Raw genomic sequence first — 26,360 nt, 5'->3', positions numbered from 1 at the left:
CGCGGCGGCGCTCCGTCTCAGACGGTCGCCGACCAGGGGCCGAGGATGACGTCCCAGACCCGCACCTCCGTCGAGCGAACCAGCCCCTCACGGGAGAGCGGGTCCTGAGCGAGCAGGTCGGCGAGTGCCTGCGGGTCGGCCGCGCGGAAGACCAGGAGCGCGCCGGGCTCGCCCTCCGTGAACGGACCGGAGCCGAGCAGCGCACCGCGCTCAGCCTGGCGCGCGAGCCACGCACGGTGCTCCGGGCGGAACCGCGCCAGCACGTCGGCGCGCTCGTCGTACGTGTAGCGGACGGCGTATGTGGTCATCGTCCTATCGTGCCCGAGCCGGAACCGTGAACCGAGCCGGGGCCTGGTCGGTGGCCGGGGCGATGGCAGAGTGACGTGCATGCCTCGTCATCACCGCACGTTGCTCACCGACGACCTGATCGCCCGGGTCCACGACCGGGCTCCGGCGCACGACCGCGACAACACCTTCCCGCACGACGACCTCGCCGACCTGCGTGCCGCGGGCTACCTGACGGCGTTCGTCCCTGCGGAGCTCGGCGGCGCCGGGCTGACCCTCGAGGAGGTCGCCCGGGAGCAGGTCCGGCTCGCGGCCGCCGCGCCGGCCACCGCTCTGGCGGTGAACATGCACCTGGTGGTGACCGGGATGGCCGCCCTCCTCGCGATCGACGGTGACGACTCGATGCGGTTCGTGCTGCAGGACGCCGCGGCCGGGGAGGTGTTCGCGTTCGGCAACTCCGAGGCGGGGAACGACCTGGTGATGTTCGGTTCACGTACCCGTGCCGAGCGCACGGCCGACGGCGGCTACCGGTACGTCGGCACCAAGATCTTCACGTCGCTGTCGCCGGTCTGGACGCGCCTCGCGACCTTCGGCCTCGACGACGCGGACCCTTCGGACCCCCGTCTGGTCCACGGGGTCGTGGCCCGCGAGCAGGGCGGCGTGACCGTCGGCGAGGACTGGGACACCCTGGGCATGCGCGCGACCCAGTCGGCGACGACGCACCTGGAGGGCGCTTACGCGCCACCGGACCGCATCGTCCGGCGGCTGCCGCCCGGGCCGAGCGCCGACCCCTACATCGTCGCGCTGTTCTCCGTCTTCGAGATCCTGCTCGCCGCCGTGTACACGGGTATCGGACGGCGGGCCCTGGAGCTCGGCGCGGCCAACTCCCGGGGGCGCACGTCGATGAAGTACGACGGGCGCAGCTACGCCGACGACCCGGACATCCGGTGGAAGATCGCCGATGCCGCCCTGGCTCAGGACGGTGCCGAGCTCCAGGTGTTCGCCCTGGCGCGGGACGTGGACGAGCGGGTGGACCACGGAGCGCGGCTGTTCGCCCAGCTCGTGGGGCTCAAGGTACGTGCCACCGAGTCGGCCCGGGTCGTCGTCGACCTCGCGCTGCGGGTCAGCGGGGGAGCCGCCTACTACACCGGCAACGAGCTGAACCGCCTCTACCGCGACGTGCTCGCCGGGATCTACCACCCGTCGGACGACGAGTCCGCCCACGCGACCGTCGCGCAGTCCGTCCTGGGCCCCGTGAACGCTCGGTGAAGGTCTGCGCCACGGGACCTACGGACGCGTAACTTACGCAGCCGTAGGTTACGCTGGGAACGTGCCGACGACGTCAGGACCGACCGCTCACAGCTCGCCCACGACGTCGGTCCCGCGAGAGATCGACGTCGCCGACGAGCCGTTGAGCGCGGCGCTCGACCGTGCCGCCACGTCGTTCCCGGACCGTGTCGCCGTCGACTTCCTCGGGGCGACCACCACCTACCGGCATCTCGCCGACCGCGTCTCCCGTGCGGCGGCGGTGCTCGTCGACCTCGGCGTCCGCCGAGGGGACCGCGTCGCGCTGGTCCTGCCGAACAGCACCTCCCACGTCGTCGCGGTGCACGCGGTGCTCCGGATCGGCGCAGTCGTCGTCGAGCACAACCCGACGTACGCGGTCGAGTCGCTGCGGCACCAGCTCGCGGACAGCGGTGCCTGCGTGGCGCTCGTCTGGCGCAAGGCGGTGCCGTCGGTGCTTGCGGCGCGCGGGCCGGCACTGCGCACCGTCGTGTCGGTGGACCTGGCACAGGACCTGCCGCTGCACTCGCGCCTCGCTCTGCACCTGCCCGTGCCCAAGGCGCGCACGATGCGTGCCGCCCTCTGCGGTCCGGCGGTCCCGAGCGGCATCCCGTCGTGGCACCGTCTCGTCGCGGCGGCGGCGCCGCTGCCGGCCGACCATCCAGTGGCGGACGCGTCCGACGTCGCGCTGCTGCAGTACACGGGCGGCACCACGGGCACCCCGAAGGGTGCCGTGCTCACGCACCGCAACCTCGTGGCCAACGTGACGCAGGGCCGCGCGTGGACCGGTGCGCAGGACGGCGTCGAGGTGGTGTACTCCGTGCTGCCCTACTTCCACGCGTTCGGGATGACCCTGTGCCTCCTCTACGGCACGGGTATCGCAGCCACCCAGGTGGTCTTCCCGTCGTTCGACCCCGCGACCGTGCTCGCCGCGCAGCGCCGCCGCCCCGGCACCTTCCTGCCCGCCGTGCCGCCGATGCTCGAACGGCTCGGGGTCGCGGCCGAACGGTCGGGCGCCGACCTGACGTCCTTCCGGTGCGCGCTCAGCGGCGCGATGGCGCTGCCCCGGGCGACCGCCGAGCGGTGGGAGCGGCTGACCGGAGGCCTTGCCGTGGAGGGCTACGGCATGACCGAGACGTCGCCGGTCGCGCTCGGCAACCCCCTGAGCCCGGCACGGCGCCCGGGCGCGCTGGGCATGCCGTTCCCGTCGACGCGGATCCGCGTCGTCTCGCAGGACGACCCCGAGCGCGACGTGCTGCCCGGTGAGCAGGGTGAGCTTCTGGTGGCCGGCCCGCAGGTGTTCGCCGGTTACTGGAACCGGCCGGACGAGACCGCGCACCAGCTGCTGGCTGGCGGCTGGCTGCGCACGGGCGACATCGTGCACGTGGACCCCGACGGCTTCGTGGTCCTGGTCGACCGGCTCAAGGAGATGATCGTCAGCGGCGGGTTCAAGGTGTACCCGTCGCAGGTGGAGGACCATCTGCGGACGATGCCGGGCATCGCCGACGTGGCCGTGGTCGGCGAGCCGGCGGGGGAGCACGGGGAGAGCGTGGTCGCCGCGGTGGTGCTGGAGGAGGGCGCGCACGGCGTCGACCTCGAAGCGGTGCGCCACTGGTGCGAGGCTCGGCTGGCCCGTTACGCGGTCCCACGTCGACTCGTGGTGCTGCCGGACCTCCCGAGGTCCCAGGTCGGCAAGGTGCTCCGGCGCGTGGTCCGGGACAACCTCGCCAAGGCCCAGGTGGTCCTGCCCGCCGAGCAGTGAGGCCGTCGAGGGCGCGAGCCGCGGCTCACCAGCCGCGCGCCTGCCAGGCGTCCAGCTGAGGTCGCTCGGCACCCAGGGTCGTGTCGGGCCCGTGCCCGGGATAGACCCACGCGGTGTCGTCGAACCGGTCGAAGATCCGTTCGGTCACGTCGAGGAACAGCTGGTCGAACCGCGCACGGTCGTTGCCGGTCGCACCGACCCCCCCGGGGAACAGGCTGTCGCCGGTGAACAGGTGCGCCCTCCCGGCGACGGCGTCCGCCTGGTCCACGTGCTCCGGCTCGCGGTAGACGAGCGCGATGGAGCCGGGCGTGTGACCACGCAGGGCGATCACCTCGAGGACGGCGTGACCGACCGCGATCGTGTCGCCGTCCTGCAGCCGACGCTGGACCGGCCGGTCCGCGGCCGCCGCGACCGCGTCGGCGTCCGGCGCTCCGGCCAGCAGGGGCGCTCCCGTGACCGCCACCACCGAGGCCAGTGCCGACAGGTGGTCCGGGTGACGGTGGGTCGTGACGATCCCGTCCAGCCGAGCCGACGCCGCGCCCTCGCGCACCAGTGCGAGCAGGCGCTCCGGGTCGGCGGCCGCGTCCACCAGGAGCTGCGCGCCCGTCCGGCGGCACGTGACCAGGTAGGCGTTGTTGTCCATCGGACCCACGGACGCCTTGCGGATCTCGACCTCGTCCAGCACCCGCACGTCGCTGGGGCCGCCCGGCCGGACGTCACCGCTGTAGGTCATGGCGTGCGCCGGCGCTGCGCGAGCTCGTACTGGTGCACCGCCCGGACCAGCGCCAGGTGCGACAGCGCCTGCGGGGTGTTGCCGGCCATCCGCCGGTGCTCCGGGTCGTACTGCTCGGCGAGCAGCCCGACGTCGTTGGTCAGCCCGACCAGGATGTCGAGCACCTCGCGCGCCTCGTCCACCCGGTCGGCCCGCGCGAGCGCGTCCGCCAGCCAGAACGAGCAGGCGAGGAACGGGTTCTCCCGTCCGCCCACGCCGTCGTCCGTCTTGTCGGCGCGGTAGCGCAGCAGCAGGCCGGGGGAGACCTCCAGCTCCTTGCGGATCGCGTCGAGCGTGGCCAGCATGCGGGGGTCGGTCGGCGGCAGGAAGTCCACCTGGAACATCTGCAGCAGCGACGCGTCCGTGTGGGTGGCGCCCGGGTACTGCACGAAGCTGCCGGCCGCGTCGGACCACCCGTGCGCCAGGACGTCGGCGTGCGCTGCGTCCCGCTCGGTGCGCCACCTGTCCACGTCGCCGGGGACGCCGAGGGTCTCGACGGCCTTGACCGCCCGGTCCAGCGCGGCCCAGGTCATGGCCCGCGAGTGCGTGAAGGCACGGGGACGGCCGCGCGACTCCCAGATGCCGGCATCGGGTTCCCGCCACGTCTCCACGAGATGGTCGATGAGGTTGAGCTGGAGGGCCCACGAGGTGGTCGTCTCCTCGATCCCGGCGGCCCGGGCCATCTCGAGCGCGCACATCACCTCGCCCAGCACGTCGTGCTGCACCTGCCCCGAGGCGGCGTTGCCGACCCGGACCGGCTTGGAGTCCGCGTAGCCGGGCAGGTGGTCCAGCGTCCGCTCGCTCAGCTCCCGCGCCCCGTCGAGGCGGTACATGATCTGCATGTCCACGGCGTCCCCGGCCACGGCGCGGAGCAGCCAGCTGCGCCAGTGCTCGGTCTCGTGCAGGTAGCCGTGCTCCAGCAGCGCCTCGAGGGTCAGGGCCGCGTCGCGCAGCCACGTGAACCGGTAGTCCCAGTTGCGCGCGCCGCCGAAGGTCTCCGGCAGGGACGTGGTGACGGCAGCGACGATGCCGCCCGTCTCCGCGTGGGTGAGCAGCCGCAGGACGAGCAGCGAGCGCACCACCGCCTGCCGGTACGGCCCCGGCACGTCCGCCTGGGCAGCCCAGGATCGCCAGAGCCGCGCGCTCGCAGCCAGTCCCTCGGCGACGTCGCCGATGCAGGCGACCGGCTGCCACGACGGCGACCACGTCAGGGTGAGGGTGACCGACTCGCCGGAATGCATCGTGAACCGGTCCTCGTGCCGGTTGTGCACCGCCTTGGGCAGGCGGTCGCCGTGGAGCACCAGTGAGTCCGGTCCGGCGATCGCGTGGATGGCCGGCCTGCCGTCGGAGTCGGTCACGCGCTGGACCCACGGCCGGTACTGCCCGTAGCCGAACCGCACGACCCACTCGTGCAGGACGTCCACGTGACCGCGCGTGCACGTGATGCGCCGGACGAGGTCGGCACGGCCGTCGCCGAGCGGCATCGACTCCTGCACCACGGCGGTGCCGGTCGGGCACTCGTACGTCGTCTCCAGGACGAACGAGTCGTCCAGGTAGCACCGGGTCACGCTCTCGGCATCGGGGACCGTGAGGACCCAGCGGCCGTTGTCCGCGTCGCCGAGAAGGGCGGCGAAGCAGGCGCGCGAGTCGAACCGTGGCAGGCACAACCAGTCCACAGACCCCCGGCGGGAGACGAGGGCGGCCGTACGGCCGTCCCCGAGCACGGCGTACTCGTCGATCGGAAGCTGGTTGCTCATCGAGCCCATCGTCGCGCCCGAGGCCACGGCCCGCACGTTCGCCGCGATCGAACATGTGTGCGAGATGTCGGTGGTGGCACGTACACTCGACCACCGTGAACGACCGCCTGGTGGTCCGGGGAGCCCGCGAGCACAACCTCCGCAACGTCGACCTCGACCTGCCCCGGGACCGGCTGATCGTCTTCACGGGCCTCTCGGGCTCCGGCAAGTCGTCGCTGGCGTTCGACACGATCTTCGCCGAGGGACAGCGCCGGTACGTGGAGTCGCTGTCGGCCTACGCCCGCCAGTTCCTCGGTCAGATGGACAAGCCGGACGTCGACTTCATCGAGGGTCTGTCGCCGGCGGTGTCGATCGACCAGAAGTCCACCAACCGCAACCCGCGGTCGACGGTGGGCACCATCACCGAGGTCTACGACTACCTGCGGCTGCTGTTCGCGCGGGCCGGCGTGCAGCACTGCCCGGTCTGCGGTGAGCGGGTCACCGCCCAGACCCCGCAGCAGATCGTCGACCGGCTGCTGGAGCTGCCGGAGGGCACGCGCTACCAGGTGCTCGCGCCCGTCGTGCGCGGTCGCAAGGGCGAGTATGCGGACCTGTTCGCAGAGCTGCAGTCGAAGGGGTTCGCGCGCGCCCGCGTCGATGGTGAGGTGGTCCAGCTGACCAGCCCGCCGACCCTGGAGAAGAAGCTCAAGCACGACATCGAGGTGGTGGTGGACCGGCTCGTGGCCCGGGAGGGCGTGCAGCGCCGGCTCACCGACTCCGTCGAGACGGCGCTCGGCCTGGCCGGCGGCCTCCTCGTCGTCGAGCTGGTCGATGCGGACCCGGAGGACCCGGAGCGTGAGCGGCGCTTCTCGGAGCGTCGCGCATGCCCCAACGACCACGTGCTCACCCTCGACGAGGTGGAACCGCGCACGTTCTCGTTCAACGCCCCGTACGGCGCCTGCCCGGAGTGCACGGGCATCGGGTCGCGGCTCGAGGTCGACCCCGAGCTGGTCGTCCCGGACGAGGACCTGTCCCTCGCGGACGGTGCGGTCGCGCCGTGGGCGCAGATCTCCGGGGAGTACTTCACCCGCGTGCTGACCGCGCTGGCGGACGACCTCGGCTTCTCGATGACGACGCCGTGGCGGGCGCTGCCGCAGCGGGCCAAGGACGCCGTGCTGCACGGCGAGAACCACGAGGTGAAGGTCCGCTACCGGAACCGCTGGGGCCGTGAGCGGCAGTACTCCACGGGCTTCGAGGGGGTGCTGACCTTCCTCGAGCGGCGGCACTCGGAGACCGACTCCGAATGGAGCAAGGAGAAGTACGAGGCCTTCATGCGGGAGGTGCCGTGCCCCGTGTGCCAGGGTGCGCGCCTGAAGCCTGAGGTGCTGGCGGTCAAGGTGGGCGGTCGGTCGATCTTCGACGTGTGCCAGCTCCCGATCCGCGAGGCGCGCGCCTTCCTCGACGGCCTCGAGCTCGGCGCTCGTGAGCGCGCGATCGCAGCGCAGGTGCTCAAGGAGATCCAGGCGCGCCTCGGCTTCCTGCTCGACGTGGGGCTCGACTACCTCAGCCTCTCGCGACCCGCCGCGACGCTCTCCGGCGGTGAGGCGCAGCGGATCCGGCTGGCCACCCAGATCGGTTCGGGGCTGGTCGGCGTGCTGTACGTGCTCGACGAGCCGTCGATCGGTCTGCACCAGCGGGACAACCGCCGTCTGATCGAGACGCTGACCCGGCTGCGGGACCTCGGCAACACGCTGATCGTCGTCGAGCACGACGAGGACACCATCCGCACGGCCGACTGGATCGTCGACATCGGGCCCGGTGCCGGTGAGCACGGCGGCCACGTGGTGCACTCCGGCGACCTGCCAGGGTTGCTCGCCTCGCCGGACTCGATCACCGGCGCCTACCTCTCGGGTCGCCGGTCGATCCCGATGCCGACCACGCGCCGGCCCGTCGACCCCGGGCGGATGCTGCGCGTGGTCGGAGCCCGCGAGCACAACCTTCGCGGTGTGGACGTGGCGTTCCCTCTCGGCGTGTTCACCGCCGTGACCGGCGTGTCCGGGTCCGGGAAGTCCACCCTGGTGAACTCGATCCTCTACACCGTGCTCGCCAACGAGCTGAACGGCGCCCGCCAGGTCCCCGGTCGGCACAAGCAGGTGACGGGCCTCGAGCACCTCGACAAGGTGGTGCACGTCGACCAGGGCCCGATCGGTCGCACGCCGCGGTCGAACCCGGCGACGTACACCGGGGTGTGGGACCACGTCCGCCGGCTGTTCGCCGAGACCTCGGAGGCGAAGGTCCGCGGCTACACGCCCGGTCGCTTCTCCTTCAACGTCAAGGGTGGGCGGTGCGAGGCCTGCGCCGGTGACGGCACCCTGAAGATCGAGATGAACTTCCTGCCGGACGTGTACGTGCCGTGCGAGGTGTGCCACGGCGCCCGGTACAACCGCGAGACGCTCGAGGTGCACTTCAAGGGCAAGACGGTGGCCGACGTCCTGGCGATGCCGATCGAGGAGGCGGCCGAGTTCTTCGCCGCCGTGCCGGCGATCGCGCGGCACCTGCGCACGCTCGTGGACGTCGGTCTCGGCTACGTCAGGCTCGGGCAGCCCGCGCCGACGCTGTCCGGTGGCGAGGCGCAGCGCGTCAAGCTCGCGGCGGAGCTGCAGCGCCGGTCGAGCGGCCGCACGGTGTACGTGCTGGACGAGCCGACCACCGGGCTGCACTTCGAGGACATCCGCAAGCTGCTCGGCGTGCTGCAGTCGCTGGTGGACAAGGGCAACTCGGTGATCGTGATCGAGCACAACCTCGACGTGATCAAGAACGCGGACTGGGTGATCGACCTCGGGCCCGAGGGCGGCAGCGGCGGCGGTCTGGTGGTCGCCGAGGGCACGCCCGAGCACGTCGCCGGCGTCCCCGCGAGCCACACCGGGCGGTTCCTCGCCGAGGTGCTGGAGCCTGAACGGGAGCGCGCGACCGCCTGACGTCGAGGGGTCCTGGGCGGCGGCCCTCGGGCACCGCCTGTCGGACCGCCGGGGTCCTGGGGAGGCCGCGTCAGGCGCGCACGAGCGGTGTCGGCTGCACGCGCACGGCGAAGTTGACGCTCCGCATGATGAAGCAGTGCTCGGCCGCCTCGCGGTGCAGGCGCGCCAGGACCTCGTCGTCCACGGGAGTCCCGTCAGGCAGCGTGGCATCGGCGGCGACGACGACGCGCGGGTGCAGCACGACCTCCTGGAACTGGCCCTGCGATGCGCCCGACACCCGCATGGTGCCCGTCGCTCGGTCGCTGTAGCCCAGCACGGCCACGCCGTCACGCGCCGCGAGGTGCAGCAGCCACATCATCTGGCACTGGGACAGGGAGGTGACCAGCAGGTCCTCCGGCGACCACCGGTCCGGGCTCCCGCGGAAGTGGGGGTCGGACGTGCCGAGCAGCACGGGCCGCTCACCGGCGCGCACCTCGTGGTCGCGGCCGTAGGAGGTGTACGAGGTCGTCCCGTGCCCGCGGGCACCGGTCCAGGTCAGGTCCACGGTGTACGTGTGCAGCTGCGGCATCCGCCCACGCTAGCCGGGCCGGCCGTCGACGGGGATGTCGGCACCGCGAACTACCCTCGAAGTCATGGCCGATCCCGCCTCCTACCGTCCCGCGCCGGGCGAGATCCCGGACCAGCCGGGCGTGTACCGCTTCCGGGACGAGCACGGCCGCGTCATCTACGTCGGCAAGGCCAAGAGCCTGCGGCAGCGGCTGAACAGCTACTTCCAGGACCCGTACAACCTGCACCCGCGGACGTACCAGATGGTCACCACGGCCGCCTCGGTGCAGTGGACCGTCGTCGGCACCGAGGTCGAGGCACTGGCCCTGGAGTACTCCTGGATCAAGGAGTTCGACCCGCGGTTCAACATCAAGTACCGGGACGACAAGTCGTACCCGTACCTGGCGGTGACCATGGCTGACGCGGTGCCTCGGGTCCAGGTGATGCGGGGCGCGAAGCGCAAGGGCACCCGGTACTTCGGGCCGTACGCGCACGCCTGGGCGATCCGGGAGACCGTCGACCTGCTGCTGCGTGTGTTCCCGGTGCGCACGTGCTCCGCCGGCGTGTTCAAGCGGGCGCACCAGCAGGGGAGGCCGTGCCTCCTGGGCTACATCGACAAGTGCTCGGCACCGTGCGTCGGCCGCATCTCCGAGGAGGACCACCGGAGGCTGGCCCAGGACTTCTGCGACTTCATGGCAGGGGACACCGCGCGCTTCACCCGTCGCCTGACCGCGGCGATGAAGGCCGCCGCCGCAGAGCTGGACTTCGAGCGCGCCGCGCGGCTGCGCGACGACATCGCCACGCTCGAGCGGGCGACCGAGCGGAACGCCGTCGTGCTGCCGGACGGGACGGACTGCGACATCTTCGCCCTGGTCGGCGACGAGCTCGAGGCCGCGGTCCAGGTGTTCCACGTCCGTGACGGCCGGATCCGCGGCCAGCGCGGCTGGGTCGTCGAGAAGGTGGAGGAGGCGGACGACGCCGACCTGGTCGAGCGTCTCCTGCAGCAGGTGTACGGCACCGCGGACGCCGAGCTGGACGGCGGCACGGCCGCGGTGCCGCGTGAGGTGCTCGTACCGGCGCTGCCCACCAACCTCGACCAGGTCCAGACGTGGCTGACCGGTCTGCGCGGCGCGCGGGTCAGCGTGCGGGTGCCTCAGCGCGGCGAGAAGCGGGAGCTCGCCGAGACGGTCCGCCGCAACGCCGAGCACGCTCTGGCCCTGCACCGCACCCGTCGGGCGGGCGACCTCACCACCCGCAGCCAGGCGCTCCGCGAGATCCAGGAGGCGCTGGACCTGCCGTCGGCGCCGCTGCGGATCGAGTGCTACGACGTGTCCCACAACCAGGGCACGTACCAGTCGGCGTCGATGGTGGTGTTCGAGGACGGGTTGGCACGCAAGAGCGAGTACCGCCTGTTCACGGTGCGCGGACCCGAGGGCGACGGAGCCCGGGACGACACGGCGGCGATGCACGAGGTGATCACCCGGCGGTTCCGGCGGTACCTCGCCGAGCGCTCCCAGTCGGGGGACGTGGAGCTGGGCGACGGGTCGTCGGACGACGACGAGGACGCCCCGAGGCGGTCGGGCCCGATCGACGAGCGCACCGGCCGACCGGCGCGGTTCGCCTACCCGCCGAACCTCGTCGTCGTCGACGGGGGGCCGCCACAGGTCGCCGCGGCGGCCGCCGCGATGGCAGAGCTCGGGGTCGACGACGTGGCGCTCTGCGGGCTGGCGAAGCGGCTGGAGGAGGTGTGGCTGCCGGGCGAGGAGTACCCCGTGATCATGCAGCGGTCGTCGGAGGGGCTCTACCTGCTGCAGCGGCTGCGGGACGAGGCGCACCGGTTCGCGATCACCGCGCACCGACGCCGGCGCAGCAAGGGCATGACGGTGTCCGTGCTGGACGACGTCCCGGGTCTGGGCCCCGCGCGCCGCGCCGCGCTGCTCAAGCACTTCGGCTCGGTGCGCCGGCTCCGAGCGGCGACCGTCGAGGAGATCGCGAGCGTGCCCGGCATGGGTGACCGGACGGCGCGGGCGGTGGTCGACGCGCTGGCGGGCGGCTCGGCGCCGTCGGCAGCGGTCGAGGCGCCCTCGCATCCCGGCGCGTCGACAGACCTCACCCCGCCGCCCTCGGAGCCCGCTGGCATCCTGGGTCCATGACGGACGAGCCCTCGCCCCTGACGGTGCCGCACGGGATCCCCGCCATCGAGGCCACCACGGCGGCCCCGGTGCTGGAGCAGCCGCAGGTGCTGGTGATCACCGGGATGTCCGGCGCGGGTCGCAGCCGAGCGGCCGCCGTGCTGGAGGACCTCGACTGGTACGTCGTCGACAACCTCCCGGCGCAGATGCTGGTGCACCTCGTCGGCATGCTGACGTCCGGCACCGCCGGGCAGCACGCGCAGCGGCTCGCCGCGGTGATCGACGTGCGCGGGGGTGAGTTCTTCGGCCACCTCGACACGGCGCTGGAGAACCTCCGCGCCACCGGCGTGGACCTCCGGATCCTCTTCCTGGACGCGTCGGACGAGGCGCTGGTGCGGAGGTTCGAGCAGGTACGACGGCCGCACCCCCTGCAGGGCGGCGGCCGCATCCTCGACGCGATCGGCGCCGAACGTCGCCTGCTGACCAGCCTGCGCGAGCGTGCCGACTGGGTGATCGACACGACGGAGCTGAACGTCCACGACCTCGCCCGCACCGTGCGGGAGGCGGTGCACGGCGAGGAGGAGGCCGACCTCCGCATCTCGATCGTGTCCTTCGGGTTCAAGTACGGCCTGCCGCTCGACGCGGACCACGTCGTGGACGTGCGGTTCCTCGCCAACCCGTACTGGATCAGCGAGCTGCGCCACCTGTCCGGCCGTGACGAACCGGTGCGCGACTACGTCCTCGGGCTGCCCGGCGCCCTGGAGTTCGTCGACCGGTACGTCGCCGCCCTCGAGCCCGTGCTCGAGGGCTACCGGCACGAGGACAAGCACTACGTGACGATCGCGGTGGGGTGCACGGGGGGCAAGCACAGGTCGGTCGCCATCAGCGACGCCCTCGCGGCACGCCTGCGGGACCGGGGCCTGCGGGTGAGCGTGACGGCTCGCGACCTCGGCAAGGAATGACGTCCGGCCCGTCGGCCGGCCGCGGCCGTGCGGTCGCGGGCACGGCCCGACGTCACCACCGTGGCCCCTCGATGGTGGCGCTCGGCGGCGGTCATGGGCTCTCGGCGAGCCTGTCGGCCCTCCGGCTGCTCACCGACCGCCTGACCGCCGTCGTGACGGTGGCGGACGACGGCGGCTCCTCGGGCCGGCTCCGCGACGAGCTGGGTGTGCTGCCGCCCGGCGACCTGCGGATGGCGCTCTCCGCCCTCTGCGACGACTCCGACTGGGGTCGCACCTGGCGTGACGTGCTCCAGCACCGGTACTCGTCGGACGGCCCGCTGGACCAGCACGCCGTCGGCAACCTGCTGATCGTCGCCCTCTGGGAGCTGCTCGGTGACCCGGTGCAGGGCCTGGACTGGGTCGGCAGGCTGCTCAACGCCAGCGGCCGGGTGCTGCCCATGGCAGCCGTGCCGTTGCGCATCGCCGCCGACGTCGTCGGTCCGGACGGTGTGCGGCGGGTCGTCGAGGGACAGAGCGCCGTCGCGACCAGCGTGGGCCGGATCGAGCAGGTGCGTCTGGAGCCGGAGGCGCCGCCGGCGTGCCCCGAGGCCGTGGCCGCCGTCCGTGACGCCGACTGGGTGGTGCTCGGGCCGGGCTCGTGGTACACCTCCGTGCTCCCGCACCTGCTGGTACCGGAGCTGCACGACGCGCTCGTCGCGCATCGTGGTCGGACCATCGTCACCCTGAACCTGCAGCGCGAGGAGGCCGGCGAGACGGCGGACCTGCCGGTCCAGGAGCACGTGGCCGTGCTCCGCGAGCACGCGCCCGACCTGCGGATCGATGCGGTCGTCGCGGACCCGGCGGCCGTCGACGACGTCGCCGGGCTGTCGCAGGTGTGCGCGGAGATGGGCGCGCGGCTGCTGGTGCGACAGGTGCGCCGTGGCGACGGCACCGCGCGGCACGACCCGTTGCGGCTCGCGGCCGCCTATCGCGACATCCTCGAGGGCTCATTCGGCGACGTCGGCGTCCGCAGCTGAGCTCGGCCGACCGTCGCGGCGTCGAGGTGCCCGGCCACCCGGGTCGATGCGTGCCGGGCCGTGGGAGCGGCGGTGATGGCAGGATGACCCGCATGGCGTTGACGGCACAGGTGAAGGACGAGCTGGCCCGGCTGAAGGTGGACCGGACGTCCTGCCGGAAGGCCGAGGTCGCCGCCACGCTGCGCTTCGCCGGCGGGCTGCACATCATCTCCGGCCGCATCGTCATCGAGGCCGAGCTGGACACCGGGGTGGCGGCCCGGCGCCTGAAGCAGGCCATCTCGGAGGTCTACGGCCACGAGAGCGACATCATCGTCGTGTCCGGTGGCGGTCTTCGCCGCGGGAGCCGGTACGTGGTGCGCGTCGTGAAGGAGGGCGAGTCCCTCGCACGGCAGACCGGGCTGCTCGACAACCGAGGACGCCCCGTGCGCGGCCTTCCGCCGCAGGTGGTGTCGTCCGGCGTGGGAGAGGCGGAGGCCGCCTGGCGCGGCGCCTTCCTCGCGCACGGGTCGCTGACCGAGCCGGGGCGGTCGTCGTCGCTCGAGGTGACGTGCCCCGGGCCGGAGGCCGCTCTCGCGCTGGTCGGCGCCGCACGCCGGCTCGGCATCGGCGCCAAGGCCCGGGAGGTGCGGGGCATCGACCGTGTTGTGATCCGCGACGGTGACGCGATCAGCGCCATGCTGACGCGGCTGGGCGCGCACGAGACGATGCTGGTCTGGGAGGAGCGGCGCGTCCGGCGCGAGGTCCGTGGCACGGCGAACCGCCTGGCGAACTTCGACGACGCGAACCTGCGTCGGTCGGCGCGCGCGGCCGTCGCGGCCGGGGCGCGGGTCGAGAGGGCCTTCGAGATCCTCGGCGAGGAGCTGCCCGAGCACCTGCGCGAGGCCGGCGAGCTGCGGCTCGCCCACAAGGAGGCCTCGCTGGAGGAGCTGGGCAAGCTGGCCGACCCGCCGCTGACCAAGGACGCGGTCGCCGGCCGGATCCGCCGTCTGCTCGCGACGGCGGACAAGCGGGCTGCCGAGCTCGGCGTCCCGGACACGGAGGCGGGCCTCAGCCCCGAGCTGCTGGACCTCTAGACCCTCTGCCGGGCCACCCACCGGGGAGTGCCTGTGCAGGCCGGGCGTCCGGACCTTCGTCACACGCGTCCGGAGGCGCACGGTATAGGGTCGTGTCATCCGATCGTCACACGACCGTCACGTGCTGGGCACGTTCCTCTCCAGTAACCATCCTCGAGGGACGCAGCGCATGGGCCTGGGTGGACGGCCGGGCCGCACACCGGCGTGCGAGTGTTCCCACCACCAATTGTGTGCGCCGACGCGATCGGCGCGTGCCGAGGAGGGCAAGTGACCATCAAGGTCGGCATCAACGGCTTCGGCCGGATCGGGCGCAACTTCTACCGGGCGATCATCGCCTCGGGCGCCGACATCGAGATCGTGGGCGTCAACGACCTGACGGACAACAAGACGCTGGCGCACCTGCTCAAGTACGACACCGTGCTGGGCCGCTTCCCGCTGAGCGTGGACTTCGACGACGAGAACATCATCGTCGACGGCAAGAAGATCCGGGCGCTCGCCGAGCGGAACCCGGCGGACCTGCCCTGGGCCGAGCTGGGTGCCGACATCGTCATCGAGTCCACCGGCTTCTTCACGGACGCCACCAAGGCCAAGGCCCACATCGAGGCCGGCGCCAAGAAGGTCATCATCTCCGCCCCGGCGAAGAACGAGGACGGCACCTTCGTCGTCGGTGTGAACCACACCTCGTACGACCCGGCGACGCAGCACATCATCTCGAACGCGTCGTGCACCACGAACTGCCTGGCGCCCGTCGCCAAGGCGCTCAACGACGCCATCGGCATCGAGCGTGGCCTCATGACCACGATCCACGCCTACACCGGTGACCAGAACCTGCAGGACGGCCCGCACCGCGACCTTCGTCGTGCCCGCGCCGCCGCGCAGAACATCGTCCCGACCTCGACCGGTGCCGCCAAGGCTGTCGCCCTGGTGCTCCCCGAGCTCAAGGGCAAGCTCGACGGCTTCGCGCTGCGCGTGCCCGTCATCACCGGCTCGGCCACCGACCTGACCTTCACGGCCTCGCGCGAGGTCACGGTCGACGAGGTCAACGCCGCGGTCAAGGCCGCTGCCGAGGGCCCGCTCAAGGGCGTCCTGGAGTACGTCGAGGACGAGATCGTCTCGACGGACATCGTGACGAACCCGCACCAGAGCATCTTCGACTCGAAGCTCACGAAGGTGAGCGGCGACCTGGTGAAGATCATCGCCTGGTACGACAACGAGTGGGGCTACTCGAACAGCCTCGTCGCGCTGACCTCGTACGTGGGCGAGCGGCTCTGACCTCGCCGCACCCCCGGTAGCACAGTCATGCGTCCGCGTGCGCCCCGGCCCAGTGGCCTCGGCGCACGCGGACGCTGCTGTGTCCAGCCTCTGCAGTACTCCCCGGCGGCCGGCCCGGCCGCCTCAGCGAGGTAGGTAGGAGACCATGAAGACCATCGACGACCTGGGCGACGTGCGCGGCAAGCGCGTTCTCGTCCGCTCCGACTTCAACGTGCCGCTCGACGGCACGACCATCACCGACGACGGCCGCATCCGCGCCGCGCTGCCGACGCTGCAGGCGCTGCTCGCCAAGGGTGCGCGCGTCGTCGTGATGGCGCACCTCGGCCGCCCGAAGGGTGCGCCGGACCCCAAGTACTCCCTGGCGCCGGTCGCCGCTCGCCTCGGTGAGCTGCTCGGTCAGCCGGTCGCCCTGGCCGAGGACCTGGTCGGCCCGTCCGCCAAGGCCACGGTCGCCGCCCTCGAGGACGGTCAGGTCGCGCTGCTGGAGAACGTGCGCTTCGACGCCCGCGAGACGAGCAAGGACGAGGCCGAGCGCGGTGCGCTGGCCGACGAGCTCGCCGCCCTGGCGGACGCGTTCGTGTCCGACGGGTTCGGTGTGGTGCACCGCAAGCAGGCGTCGGTGTACGACGTCGCGCTCCGGCTGCCGCACGCCGTCGGCAAGCTGGTGCTCAAGGAGGTCGAGTCGCTGCGCAAGGCGACCGACGACCCGGCCCGGCCGTACGTCGTGGTGCTCGGTGGCGCCAAGGTGTCGGACAAGCTCGGTGTCATCGAGAACCTGCTCGCCAAGGCTGACCGCCTCGTGATCGGCGGCGGCATGGCGTACACGTTCCTGGTCGCCCAGGGCCACCAGGTCGGCACCTCGCTGCTCGAGGCGGACCAGGTCGAGACGGTCAAGGGCTACCTGGCCCAGGCGGAGAAGTCCGGCGTCGAGATCGTCCTGCCGGTGGACACGATCGTCGCCCCGACGTTCGCGGCGGACGCCCCCGCCACCGTGGTCGACGCGGACGCCATCCCGGCGGACCAGATGGGTCTCGACATCGGCCCGAAGAGCCGCGAGCTGTTCGCCTCCAAGATCGTCGACGCCAAGACGGTGGTCTGGAACGGTCCTGCGGGCGTGTTCGAGTTCGAGGCCTTCGCCGCGGGCACCCGTGCCGTGGCGCAGGCGCTGGTGGACGCCGGCAAGAACGGTGCCTTCACCATCGTCGGTGGCGGCGACTCCGCCGCGGCCGTGCGTCAGCTCGGCTTCGACGAGGCCGCTTTCGGCCACATCTCGACCGGTGGCGGCGCCTCCCTCGAGTTCCTCGAGGGCAAGTCCCTCCCTGGCATCGCCGTCCTGGAGGACTGACCCATGGCTGACCGCACCCCGCTGATGGCGGGCAACTGGAAGATGAACCTGGACCACCAGCAGGCGATCCAGACCGTCCAGAAGCTCGCCTGGCTGCTCCAGGACGCCAAGCACGACTACACCGCCGTCGAGGTGGCCGTCCTGCCGCCGTTCACCGACCTGCGTTCCGTGCAGACCCTGGTCGACGCCGACAAGCTGGACATCGTCTACGGCGCGCAGGACGTGTCGGCGCACACGTCGGGCGCCTACACCGGTGAGATCTCCCCGGTGTTCCTCACCAAGCTGGGCTGCACGTACGTGGCCGTCGGCCACTCGGAGCGCCGGCAGTACCACGCCGAGGACGACGCTCTGGTCAACGCCAAGGTGAAGGCGTCCCTGGCGACGGGCCTGGTGCCGATCCTGTGCATCGGCGAGGAGCTCGAGATCCGGAAGGCCGGGACGCACGTGGCGCACACGCTGTCCCAGCTGGACGGCGCGCTCGAGGGTCTGACGGCCGAGCAGGTGGCGACGATCGTCGTGGCCTACGAGCCGGTCTGGGCCATCGGCACCGGCGAGACGGCGACGCCGGAGGACGCCCAGGAGATGGCCGGCGCCATCCGCGCGCGGCTGGTCGAGCTGTACGACCAGGCGACCGCGGACGCGGTGCGTGTGCTCTACGGCGGTTCCGTGAAGTCCGGCAACGTCGCCTCGATCATGGCGAAGCCGGACGTCGACGGTGCCCTCGTCGGAGGCGCGAGCCTCGACCCGGAGGAGTTCGCGGCCATCGCCCTCTACCGGTCGCACGCCGTCGGCGCCTGACCTGCGCACGCGACCGGCCCGGGTCCTAAGGCCCGGGCCGGTCGTCGTCCTGCGATGCGATGGTGGATCAGGGCCGCCGCGTCGCCTAACCTGTACGCGGCCTCGCCCCGCGGCCCCGTCTTCGTCCTACGAGTGAGGATCGACCCCACACCGTGAATGCCCTGCGCATCGCTCTTCAGGTGGCACTGGTGCTGACCAGCCTGCTGCTCGTGCCGCTCGTCCTGCTCCACAAGGGCAAGGGCGGTGGCCTCTCCGACATGTTCGGCGGCGGCATCACCAGCAGCGCCGGCTCCTCCGGCGTCGCCGAGCGGAACCTGAACCGCATCACGATCGGTGTCGCCGTCGTGTGGTCGCTCGTCATCGTCGGGCTCGGGCTCGTCCAGCGCTGGTCCTGAGGGGGCTGAGTAGCCATGGCAAGCGGAAGTGCTATCCGGGGTTCGCGCGTCGGCGCGGGCCCGATGGGTGAGGCGGAGCGCGGCGACGCCGCACCGCGCGTGTGGATCTCCTACTGGTGCGCCAACGGGCACGAGACCAGGCCGAGCTTCGCGGAGGAGGCCGTCGCCGAGGCGCCCGTGACGTGGGACTGCCCGCGGTGCGGCTTCCCGGCCGGTCAGGACCAGGCGAACCCGCCGTCGCCCGTGCGCAACGAGCCGTACAAGACCCACCTCGCCTACGTGAAGGAGCGTCGCTCCGACGAGGACGGGGCCGCGATCCTCGACGAGGCTCTCGCGGCGCTCCACGCCCGCCGCGGTCGCTGACCGCCGCGGGCGGGGCTCAGCTCAGCGCACGACCAGGATCGCCATCCCGTCGTACCCCTTGCGGCCGACGGTCTGGATCACGGTGCCCTCGACGTCGGCGCGCTGCGCGGCGCGCTCGAGGAACTGCCGGGTGCCCTGGACGCGATCGTCGGGATGGTCGGCCTCGAGCACCGCGCCGCCGCGCACGACGTTGTCCACGACGATGACGGTCCCCGGCCGCGAGAGCGCGACGACGAGGTCGAGGTAGCGCGCCAACGACTGCTTGTCGGCATCGACGAAGACCAGGTCGAACGGTTCCGTGCCGTCGTCGACCATCCGCTCGAGGGTGCGGGCTGCGGGCCCGACCTCGATCTGCACCCGGTGGCCGATGTCCGTCGCATCGAGGGAGTGCCGGGCGACGGCAGCATGGTCGGCGGAGAGCTCGAGCGACACGACGACGCCCTCCGGGCCCGCTCCGCGTGCGAGCCACCACGTCGAGTAGCCGCCGAGCGTTCCCAGCTCCAGCACGCGGCGCGAGCCCGTGGCACGCGCCAGCAGCTCGAGCAGTCGCCCTTGCGGTGCGGTGACCGCGATCTCGGGCAGAGCGGCCGTCGTCGCCGCCGTGGCGATCGCGTCGGGGACCGTGAGGTCGCCGAGCAGCGGCGCGACGAGCTCGTCGACCTCGGCCCAGGTGGACCCGGGACCGTCCGCCGCGGACCGCGCCGGGTGGACGGGTGTGTCGTCGGCGTCGACGGTCACGTGTGACGCCGACGCCACGTCCAGGAGCCAGAGGGTCCGGGCGACGCCGACGGCGCCTGCGGCCGGCACTTCGGTCGCGGGTGCCCCGCGCAGGGCAGCGGCCACGGCGTCGGCCTTGCCGTCGCCGGCTGCGACGACCCACACCTCGGCGGCCGCCTGGATGGCCGGGAAGGTCAAGGACACCCGCGGGGGCGGAGGCTTGGGTGAGTCGTCCTCGCCGACGACGGTGCGGTCGGAGACGGACAGGGTCGCGTGGCCGGGGAACAACGAGGCGACGTGGCCGTCTGGGCCCATCCCGAGCAGCAGCACGTCGAACGACGGCACCGCGAGGGCGGCATCCGCAGGTGCGTGGCGAGCCAGCTCGGCGGCGTACAGCCGGGCCGCCGTGTCGGTGTCCGGCACCTGCGCCGTGCGCGACGGCATCGCGTGGACGTGGTCGGCCGGGAGGGCGTCGCCGAGCGCGTCCAGCAGCGCCTCGCGGGCCTGGACCTCGTTGCGATCGGGGTCACCGGCCGGCAGGAACCGCTCGTCGCCCCACCAGAGGTGCACGTCCGACCAGTCGACCGCGCCCCGAACCGGGCTGGCGGCGACGGCACGGAGCACGGCGATGCCGACGGTGCCACCGGTCAGCACGACGTGGACCGGGCTGTGGTCCGACTGAAGATCGACCAGCCGGGTCAGCAGCCGTGCGGCGGTCGCCTCGGCCAGGACGTCCGCATCCGGGTGGACGACGACGTGCGGTGCGCGGTTCACCTGGTCAGCCCTCGATCCTGGTGAGGCCCTTCGTCAGCACCTCGCCGTACACCTCGTCCGGGTCCAGGCGGCGCAGCTCCTCCACGAGGCACTCGCCCAGCTGACGGATCGGCAGGGCGATGCGGTGGTCCGGCTGGTCGGGCTGGTGCAGGGCAGCGGTCTTGCCGTCGGGACGGTCGAGCACGATCGGCCCGCTGCTGCGCTCGAGGCGGACCTGGGTGATCGCCGGTGCGCCCTTCACGCGCTCGACGTGCACCGGGCAGCGCAGAGCCCAGGCGAGCCAGGCGGCCATCAGGTCCACCGACGGGTGCGTGCTCTCGCCGACGACGACGGCCCGATGCACAGGCTCGTACGGCGGCTGCTCGAGGGTCGCGGCGATCAGCCCGCGCCACAGCGTCGCGCGAGCCCACGCGAGGTCCGTGTCGCCGTCCTGGTAGACGGAGGCGAGCCGCTGCAGCGTCTTGGTCGGAGAGGTGCACTGCGTCGTGTCCGTGATGCGACGGCGTCCCATGCGCCCCAGCGGGGCCGCGGAGGGGTTCTCCGGGACCTCGTTGGGCCACCAGACGACCGTGGGCGCGTCCGGCAGCAGCAGGGGCGTGATCAGGGTGTCCATCTCCTGGTCCATGTCCCCGGCGGGCCACAGGAGGATCACCTCGCTGGCGCCGGCGTCGCCACCGAGGCGGATCTGCGCGTCCAGGTTGGGCCGCCGCTTCCGGCTGGTGGTGGACAGCACGATGATCCGGCAGGGGTGCTCACGGCTGGCCAGGTTGGCCGCTGCGATCGCGTCCTCCGGGTCGTGGTCACCGGTGTCGATCAGCAGGTTCATCACCCGGCCGAGGGCGACGACACCGCCCTCGTCGCGCTCGCGCACCAGGCGGCGGTTGATCTCGCGCGTGGTGGTGCTGGGCAGGTCGATGATCATGGCCGCCTCCAGGCCCTGCCGTCGCGGGCCATCATCGCGTCGGCCGACTCGGGTCCCCAGGTGCCGGCGCGGTACGGGTCGGGACGGCCCTTGCCGGCCCAGTAGTCGATGATCGGGTCGAGGATCTTCCAGGAGAGCTCGACCTCCTCGTGCTGCGGGAAGAGCGGCGGGTCGCCGAGCAGCACGTCGAGGATCAGCCGCTCGTAGGCCTCGGGCGACGACTCGGTGAAGGCGTGGCCGTAGCCGAAGTCCATCGTCACGTCGCGCACCTCCATCGCGGTGCCCGGGACCTTGGCGCCGAACCGCACGGTGACGCCCTCGTCCGGCTGGACGCGGATCACCACCGCGTTCTTGCCGAGCTCCTCGGTGGCGGTGGAGTCGAACGGCAGGTGCGGCGCCTTCTTGAAGACGACGGCGATCTCCGTCACCCGTCGGCCGAGCCGCTTGCCGGTGCGCAGGTAGAACGGGACACCGGCCCACCGACGGGTGTCGATGTCCACCCGGATGGCGGCGTAGGTCTCGGTGGTGGAGTTCGGGTTGAACCCTTCCTCCTCCAGGTAGCCGACGACCTTCTCGCCGCCCTGCCACCCGCCCGTGTACTGGCCCCGGGCGGTGTGCTTGCCGAGGTCACGCGGCAGCCGCAGCGCGGAGAGCACCTTCGTCTTCTCCGCCCGCAGCTCAGCGGCGTCGAAGGAGACCGGCTCCTCCATGGCGGTCAGCGCGAGCAGCTGCATGAGGTGGTTCTGGATGACGTCGCGCGCAGCGCCGATGCCGTCGTAGTAGCCCGCGCGGCCCGCGATGCCGATGTCCTCGGCCATCGTGATCTGCACGTGGTCGACGTAGTTGTTGTTCCAGATCGGCTCGAACAGCTGGTTCGCGAACCGCAGCGCCAGCAGGTTCTGCACCGTCTCCTTGCCCAGGTAGTGGTCGATCCGGAAGATGTCGTCCGGCCGGAACGCCTGGGAGACGATGTCGTTCAGCTCACGCGCGGACTGCAGGTCGTGGCCGAACGGCTTCTCGATCACCACCCGTCGCCAGGTGCCCTCCTTCGGCTGGGACAGACCGGATCGGGCCAGCTGCTCGCAGACCAGGGGGAACGCGCTGGGCGGCACCGAGAGGTAGAACGCGTGGTTACCGCCGGTACCGCGCGTGACGTCCAGGTCCTCGACCGTCTCGCGCAGGTGGTCGAAGGCGACCGGGTCGTCGAACGTGCCCTGGACGAAGCGGATGCCCTCGGACAGCTGCCGCCAGGTCGCCTCCCGGAACGGGGTCCGGGCGTACTGCTTGACCGAGTCGTGCACGATCTGGGCGAAGTCCTGCGTCTCCCAGTCGCGCCGGGCGAAGCCGGTGAGCGCGAAGCCGGGAGGCAGCAGGCCGCGGTTCGTCAGGTCGTACACGGCCGGCATGAGCTTCTTGCGGGCGAGGTCGCCCGTCACGCCGAAGATCACCAGGCCCGACGGGCCCGCGATGCGGCGAAGCCGTCGGTCCCGCGGGTCGCGCAGGGGGTTGACGCCCTCAGCGATCTTGGCGGGGCTCACCGCACCGCCTCGTCGTCGCTGCCCGTCGGTTCACCTGCGGCCGCGTCCAGGCCCTGCTGCACGCTGCCGAGCAGCTCCGTCCAGGCTGTCACGAACTTCTGCACCCCTTCCGTCTCGAGGCGAGCGGTCACCTCGTCGATGGACACGCCGAGCTTCTCGAGGCGTTCGATCGTGGCGGCCGCATCCTGCAGCGCACCGGTCACGGTGTCCGGCTTGACGGCGCCGTGGTCGGACACCGCGTCGAGCGTCTTGCCCGGCATGGTGTTCACCACGTCCGGCGCGACGAGCTCCTCGACGTACATCGTGTCGCGGTAGGCGGGGTCCTTGACGCCCGTCGAGGCCCACAGCGGCCGCTGCGGGCGCGCCCCGGCCGCGGCCAGCGCCTGCCAGCGGGGGCCGCCGCTGACCTCCGTGAAGACGCCGTAGGCGAGGCGGGCGTTGGCGATGCCGGCGAGGCCGCGCAGTGCTCCGGCCTCGGGAGTGCCGAGGGCGTCCAGCTGGGCGTCCACGGCGGTGTCGACGCGCGAGACGAAGAAGGAGGCCACCGACGCGATCGGCGCCAGGTCGAGGCCGGCGGCCTTCGCCCGCTCCATCCCGGTCAGGAAGGCGTCCAGCACGGCCCGGTACCTGTCGAGGGAGAAGATCAGGGTCACGTTGACGCTGATCCCCTCGGACAGCGCCTGCGTGATGGCCGGCAGCCCCTCCGGGGTCGCCGGGATCTTGATGAACAGGTTCGGTCGCTCGATCTCCGACCACAGCGTGCGTGCCGAGGTGACGGTGCCCTCGGTGTCGTGCGCGAGCCGCGGGTCGACCTCGATCGACACGCGTCCGTCGACGCCTCCGGTCCGCTCGTAGGCGGGCCGGAGGACGTCGCACGCGTCCCGGACGTCGTCCGTGGTGATCCGCAGCACGGCCTCCTCCACGGCGGCCCCGTCCGCGGCGAGCTCGGCGAGCTGGCCGTCGTAGGCGTCACCGTGCGAGAGGGCGCTGGCGAAGATCGAGGGGTTGCTCGTCACGCCGACCACCCCGCGCGCGGCGAGCTCGGCGAGCTCACCGCTGCGGAGCAGCTCCCTGGACAGGTCGTCGAGCCAGACGGCCACCCCCGCGTCTGCCAGCTGCTGCAGAGCCGGGTCCTGGTGAGAGTCGTTCGATGCCATGGTCGTTCCCCTTCCGGTGGTACGCGTCAGGCGGTGGCGCGCGAGCCTCGCCCCAGGATCACGCAGGCAGGTCTCCCGTGCCCTGCGCAGTGGGGGACCCGGCGCTGGACGAGGGTGTCCCGTCCCCGCGCGCCGCGGCCAGCGACTCGTGGGCGGCTGCCGCAACGGCCTCCGCCGTGATGCCGAACTCGCGGTACAGCGTCTCGTAGTCCGCCGAGGCGCCGTAGTGCTCGAGCGAGACGGCGCGGCCGGCGTCGCCGAGCAGCTTGTACCAGGACATCGCGATCCCGGCCTCGACGGACACGCGTGCGCGCACGCCGGACGGCAGCACCGACTCGCGGTACTCCTCGTCCTGCTCGGCGAACCACTCGAGGCACGGCGCGGAGACCACGCGCGTCGGCACCCCGTCGGCCTCGAGCTGCTCACGCGCGGCCACGGCCAGCTGCACCTCGGACCCGGTCCCGATCAGGATCACGTCCGGCGTACCGGTGGACGCGTCGATCAGGGTGTAGGCGCCGCGCGTCACGCCCTCGGTGGTCGCGAAACCCTGCTCGCCGCGGGGGAACGTCGGCACGTTCTGCCGCGTGAGGATCAGGCCGACCGGGCCGTCGGTGCGCTCGAGGGTGGCCCGCCAGGCGGCGGCCGTCTCGTTGGCGTCGGCGGGCCGCACGACGGCCAGGCCCGGGATCGCGCGCAGCGCGGTCAGGTGCTCCACGGGCTGGTGCGTCGGCCCGTCCTCGCCGAGGCCGATCGAGTCGTGCGTCCAGACGTAGACCGTCGGGATGCCCATCAGGGACGCCAGCCGCACCGAGCCGCGCATGTAGTCCGAGAACTGCAGGAACGTGCCGCCGTACGCGCGGGTCAGACCGTGCAGCACGATGCCGGACACGATGGCGCCCATCGCGTGCTCGCGGATGCCGAAGTGCAGCGTGCGGCCGTACTCGTCGCCGGCGAACTCCTTGGTGGAGCGCTTGGACGGGATGAAGCTCGGCTCGCCCTTCATCGTCGTGTTGTTGGAGCCGGCGAGGTCGGCGGAGCCGCCCCACAGCTCCGGCAGCACGGGAGCGAGTGCGGAGAGCACGTCGCCGGAGGCGGCCCGGGTGGCGACGGCCTTGCCGGCGGGGAACACGGGCAGGGCGTCCGTCCAGCCCTCGGGCAGCTCGTGAGCCGACAGCCGGTCCAGCAACGCGGCCCGGTCCGGGTTCGCGGCGCGCCAGGCGTCCAGCTTCTCCTGCCACCGGGCGCGCTCGGTCTTGGCCTTCTCGGCCAAGGAGCCACGGGTGTGCTCGAGCACGGCTGGGTCGACGTCGAAGCTCTTGTCCGGGTCGAACCCGAGCTCCTCCTTCAGGCCCCGGACGGAGTCGCCCCCGAGCTTGGAGCCGTGCGCGGAGTGGGAGTTGGTCTTGCCCGGCGTCGGCCAGGCGATCAGCGTGCGCAGCGCGATGAACGACGGCCGGTCGGTGACGGCCTTCGCCGCCTCGATCGCGGCGGCCAGGGCGTCGACGTCCTCGACGTAGCCGTCGGCGCCGCCGACGGTCCAGTCCACCAGCTGGGTGTGCCAGCCATAGGCGGCGTACCGGGCCAGCACGTCCTCGTTGAACGCGATCTGCGTGTCGCCCTCGATGGAGATGTGGTTGTCGTCCCAGATGACGACGAGGTTGCCCAGGTCCTGCGTGCCGGCGATCGAGGACGCCTCGCCGCTGATGCCCTCCTCGAGGTCACCGTCGGAGGCGATCACGTAGACCATGTGGTCGAACGGGCTGGTGCCGGGTGCGGCGTCGGGGTCGAGCAGGCCGCGCTCGCGGCGTGCCGCCATCGCGAAGCCGACGGAGGACGCGATGCCCTGACCGAGCGGCCCGGTGGTGATCTCCACGCCCTTGGTGTGCCGGAACTCGGGGTGGCCGGGCGTCTTGGAGCCCCACGTGCGCAGGGCCTCGATGTCGGACAGCTCGAGGCCGAACCCGCCCAGGTAGAGCTGGATGTACTGCGTCAGGCTCGAGTGCCCGGCGGAGAGGACGAACCGGTCCCGACCGAGCCAGTGGGTGTCCGCCGGGTCGTGCCGCATCACGTCGTGGTAGAGCAGGTAGGCGGCGGGAGCCAGGCTGATCGCCGTCCCGGGGTGCCCGTTGCCGACCTTCTCGACCGCATCCGCTGCGAGCACCCGGACGGTGTCGACAGCCTTCCGGTCCAGGTCGGTCCAGCCGACGGTGGCGGCCAGGGGAGCCTTCGCGTTCACCACACCTCATTCCCGCCCGGGCAGGGCCGGACGACGACGTCGAGCGGCCCGCGGAGACCCGCGTCGGGGACGTTCGGACCGGCAGGCACCCGGCGCGCGTCGCGCCGACGGATGCTGCGCCACGAGCCTATCGCCCACCTCTGAGCACTCGCTGGGCGGGCACCAGGCGTGGGACGGCACCTCGGAGGCGGCGGCACCTGGGACTCAGGTCCCAATCACGACGGGCGATGCGTAGCATGACAACGCCCTAGGACGACGAGCCGACGATCGGACAGCACCGCGTGCGACTGACCAGCC

General features: G+C 72.3%; 21 protein-coding genes. 12 read left to right on the top strand and 9 right to left on the bottom strand.

Translation table 11 applies throughout. The features are described 5' to 3' along the window. Nucleotides 1-17: 17 nt before the first annotated feature. Nucleotides 18-308 carry a YciI family protein gene (locus ACFQTY_RS14090; protein WP_378101500.1) on the bottom strand — a complete coding sequence of 97 codons (291 nt, stop codon included), beginning with the start codon at nt 306-308 and terminating at the stop codon, nt 18-20. Nucleotides 309-387: 79 nt separating this feature from the next. Between ACFQTY_RS14090 and ACFQTY_RS14085 the strand changes: the two genes are divergently transcribed. Both ACFQTY_RS14085 and ACFQTY_RS14080 read left to right on the top strand, forming a co-directional pair. Then, on the top strand, nt 388-1,554 hold the full coding sequence (locus ACFQTY_RS14085) for an acyl-CoA dehydrogenase family protein (RefSeq protein ID WP_378101498.1): 1,167 nt from the start codon (nt 388-390) through the stop codon (nt 1,552-1,554). Between the two features lie 61 nt (nt 1,555-1,615). Then, the gene (locus tag ACFQTY_RS14080) at nt 1,616-3,331 is read left to right on the top strand and encodes an AMP-binding protein (RefSeq protein ID WP_378101496.1); all 1,716 of its coding nucleotides are present in this window, start codon (nt 1,616-1,618) and stop codon (nt 3,329-3,331) included. Between the two features lie 25 nt (nt 3,332-3,356). Here ACFQTY_RS14080 and ACFQTY_RS14075 read toward each other — a convergent pair whose 3' ends face one another. Then, on the bottom strand, nt 3,357-4,064 hold the full coding sequence (locus ACFQTY_RS14075) for an MBL fold metallo-hydrolase (RefSeq protein ID WP_378101494.1): 708 nt from the start codon (nt 4,062-4,064) through the stop codon (nt 3,357-3,359). Continuing rightward, nucleotides 4,061-5,860: a glycoside hydrolase family 15 protein gene (locus tag ACFQTY_RS14070; RefSeq protein WP_378101492.1), complete on the bottom strand. Its 1,800-nt coding sequence runs from the start codon at nt 5,858-5,860 to the stop codon at nt 4,061-4,063. The genes ACFQTY_RS14075 and ACFQTY_RS14070 overlap by 4 nt, the downstream gene beginning before the upstream one ends. A 95-nt stretch (nt 5,861-5,955) precedes the next feature. On the opposite strand from ACFQTY_RS14070, the gene uvrA reads away from it, so the two are divergent. Beyond that, complete coding sequence (gene uvrA / locus ACFQTY_RS14065; protein WP_378101490.1) at nt 5,956-8,817, top strand: excinuclease ABC subunit UvrA; 2,862 nt, start codon at nt 5,956-5,958, stop codon at nt 8,815-8,817. Nucleotides 8,818-8,887: 70 nt separating this feature from the next. On the opposite strand, the gene ACFQTY_RS14060 is transcribed toward uvrA, so the two are convergent. Further along, nucleotides 8,888-9,385 (bottom strand): OsmC family protein, encoded by a 498-nt coding sequence (locus ACFQTY_RS14060; RefSeq protein WP_291757515.1) that lies wholly within the window; start codon nt 9,383-9,385, stop codon nt 8,888-8,890. A 64-nt stretch (nt 9,386-9,449) separates the two neighbouring features. On the opposite strand from ACFQTY_RS14060, the gene uvrC reads away from it, so the two are divergent. From uvrC to ACFQTY_RS14015, 9 genes are all read left to right on the top strand, one after another. Then, nucleotides 9,450-11,516 (top strand): excinuclease ABC subunit UvrC, encoded by a 2,067-nt coding sequence (gene uvrC / locus ACFQTY_RS14055; RefSeq protein WP_378101488.1) that lies wholly within the window; start codon nt 9,450-9,452, stop codon nt 11,514-11,516. Further along, nucleotides 11,513-12,457, top strand: a complete 945-nt coding sequence (gene rapZ / locus ACFQTY_RS14050; protein ID WP_337975480.1) for an RNase adapter RapZ — start codon at nt 11,513-11,515, stop codon at nt 12,455-12,457. The genes uvrC and rapZ overlap by 4 nt, the downstream gene beginning before the upstream one ends. A 71-nt stretch (nt 12,458-12,528) precedes the next feature. Next, nucleotides 12,529-13,473, top strand: a complete 945-nt coding sequence (gene yvcK, locus ACFQTY_RS14045) for a uridine diphosphate-N-acetylglucosamine-binding protein YvcK (RefSeq protein ID WP_378101485.1) — start codon at nt 12,529-12,531, stop codon at nt 13,471-13,473. 92 nt (nt 13,474-13,565) lie between these two features. After that, complete coding sequence (whiA, locus tag ACFQTY_RS14040; RefSeq protein ID WP_263730578.1) at nt 13,566-14,546, top strand: DNA-binding protein WhiA; 981 nt, start codon at nt 13,566-13,568, stop codon at nt 14,544-14,546. A 267-nt stretch (nt 14,547-14,813) separates the two neighbouring features. Further along, nucleotides 14,814-15,818, top strand: a complete 1,005-nt coding sequence (gene gap / locus ACFQTY_RS14035; protein WP_337975481.1) for a type I glyceraldehyde-3-phosphate dehydrogenase — start codon at nt 14,814-14,816, stop codon at nt 15,816-15,818. Nucleotides 15,819-15,963: 145 nt separating this feature from the next. Then, nucleotides 15,964-17,163, top strand: a complete 1,200-nt coding sequence (locus tag ACFQTY_RS14030; RefSeq protein WP_378101481.1) for a phosphoglycerate kinase — start codon at nt 15,964-15,966, stop codon at nt 17,161-17,163. A 3-nt stretch (nt 17,164-17,166) separates the two neighbouring features. Then, on the top strand, nt 17,167-17,961 hold the full coding sequence (tpiA, locus tag ACFQTY_RS14025; protein WP_378101479.1) for a triose-phosphate isomerase: 795 nt from the start codon (nt 17,167-17,169) through the stop codon (nt 17,959-17,961). A gap of 152 nt (nt 17,962-18,113) precedes the next feature. Then, complete coding sequence (gene secG, locus ACFQTY_RS14020) at nt 18,114-18,356, top strand: preprotein translocase subunit SecG (RefSeq protein ID WP_263730582.1); 243 nt, start codon at nt 18,114-18,116, stop codon at nt 18,354-18,356. Between the two features lie 15 nt (nt 18,357-18,371). Continuing rightward, nucleotides 18,372-18,719: an RNA polymerase-binding protein RbpA gene (locus ACFQTY_RS14015; protein WP_263730583.1), complete on the top strand. Its 348-nt coding sequence runs from the start codon at nt 18,372-18,374 to the stop codon at nt 18,717-18,719. A 21-nt stretch (nt 18,720-18,740) separates the two neighbouring features. Here ACFQTY_RS14015 and pgl read toward each other — a convergent pair whose 3' ends face one another. Genes pgl through tkt form a run of 5 tightly spaced genes read right to left on the bottom strand, consistent with a single transcriptional unit; the run spans nt 18,741 to nt 26,063 of the window. After that, nucleotides 18,741-20,210 carry a 6-phosphogluconolactonase gene (gene pgl, locus ACFQTY_RS14010; protein WP_378101475.1) on the bottom strand — a complete coding sequence of 490 codons (1,470 nt, stop codon included), beginning with the start codon at nt 20,208-20,210 and terminating at the stop codon, nt 18,741-18,743. 4 nt (nt 20,211-20,214) lie between these two features. Beyond that, nucleotides 20,215-21,132, bottom strand: a complete 918-nt coding sequence (locus tag ACFQTY_RS14005; protein WP_378101473.1) for a glucose-6-phosphate dehydrogenase assembly protein OpcA — start codon at nt 21,130-21,132, stop codon at nt 20,215-20,217. Further along, nucleotides 21,129-22,670, bottom strand: a complete 1,542-nt coding sequence (gene zwf, locus ACFQTY_RS14000; protein ID WP_378101471.1) for a glucose-6-phosphate dehydrogenase — start codon at nt 22,668-22,670, stop codon at nt 21,129-21,131. The genes ACFQTY_RS14005 and zwf overlap by 4 nt, the downstream gene beginning before the upstream one ends. Next, complete coding sequence (gene tal / locus ACFQTY_RS13995; protein ID WP_378101469.1) at nt 22,667-23,827, bottom strand: transaldolase; 1,161 nt, start codon at nt 23,825-23,827, stop codon at nt 22,667-22,669. The genes zwf and tal overlap by 4 nt, the downstream gene beginning before the upstream one ends. A gap of 58 nt (nt 23,828-23,885) precedes the next feature. Then, a complete protein-coding gene (gene tkt, locus ACFQTY_RS13990) occupies nt 23,886-26,063 on the bottom strand; it encodes a transketolase (protein ID WP_378101467.1) in 2,178 nt (725 codons plus the stop codon). Nucleotides 26,064-26,360 lie beyond the last annotated feature (297 nt).

The organism is Cellulomonas sp. T2.31MG-18 (assembly GCF_964266755.1).
Classification (GTDB): domain Bacteria; phylum Actinomycetota; class Actinomycetes; order Actinomycetales; family Cellulomonadaceae; genus Cellulomonas.
The sequence above is the reverse complement of the archived record's forward strand: the minus strand, read 5'-3'. Positions and strand labels throughout refer to the sequence as shown.

Coding starts and splice junctions, on each gene's coding strand:
- ACFQTY_RS14060 (WP_291757515.1), bottom strand. CDS start 9,385: ATGCCGCAGCTGCACACGTACACCGTGGACCTGACCTGGACCGGTGCC.
- ACFQTY_RS14015 (WP_263730583.1), top strand. CDS start 18,372: ATGGCAAGCGGAAGTGCTATCCGGGGTTCGCGCGTCGGCGCGGGCCCG.
- ACFQTY_RS14005 (WP_378101473.1), bottom strand. CDS start 21,132: ATGATCATCGACCTGCCCAGCACCACCACGCGCGAGATCAACCGCCGC.
- ACFQTY_RS14030 (WP_378101481.1), top strand. CDS start 15,964: ATGAAGACCATCGACGACCTGGGCGACGTGCGCGGCAAGCGCGTTCTC.
- ACFQTY_RS14075 (WP_378101494.1), bottom strand. CDS start 4,064: ATGACCTACAGCGGTGACGTCCGGCCGGGCGGCCCCAGCGACGTGCGG.
- ACFQTY_RS14070 (WP_378101492.1), bottom strand. CDS start 5,860: ATGAGCAACCAGCTTCCGATCGACGAGTACGCCGTGCTCGGGGACGGC.
- whiA (WP_263730578.1), top strand. CDS start 13,566: ATGGCGTTGACGGCACAGGTGAAGGACGAGCTGGCCCGGCTGAAGGTG.
- tal (WP_378101469.1), bottom strand. CDS start 23,827: ATGGCATCGAACGACTCTCACCAGGACCCGGCTCTGCAGCAGCTGGCA.
- yvcK (WP_378101485.1), top strand. CDS start 12,529: ATGGTGGCGCTCGGCGGCGGTCATGGGCTCTCGGCGAGCCTGTCGGCC.
- tpiA (WP_378101479.1), top strand. CDS start 17,167: ATGGCTGACCGCACCCCGCTGATGGCGGGCAACTGGAAGATGAACCTG.
- uvrC (WP_378101488.1), top strand. CDS start 9,450: ATGGCCGATCCCGCCTCCTACCGTCCCGCGCCGGGCGAGATCCCGGAC.
- rapZ (WP_337975480.1), top strand. CDS start 11,513: ATGACGGACGAGCCCTCGCCCCTGACGGTGCCGCACGGGATCCCCGCC.
- ACFQTY_RS14085 (WP_378101498.1), top strand. CDS start 388: ATGCCTCGTCATCACCGCACGTTGCTCACCGACGACCTGATCGCCCGG.
- ACFQTY_RS14090 (WP_378101500.1), bottom strand. CDS start 308: ATGACCACATACGCCGTCCGCTACACGTACGACGAGCGCGCCGACGTG.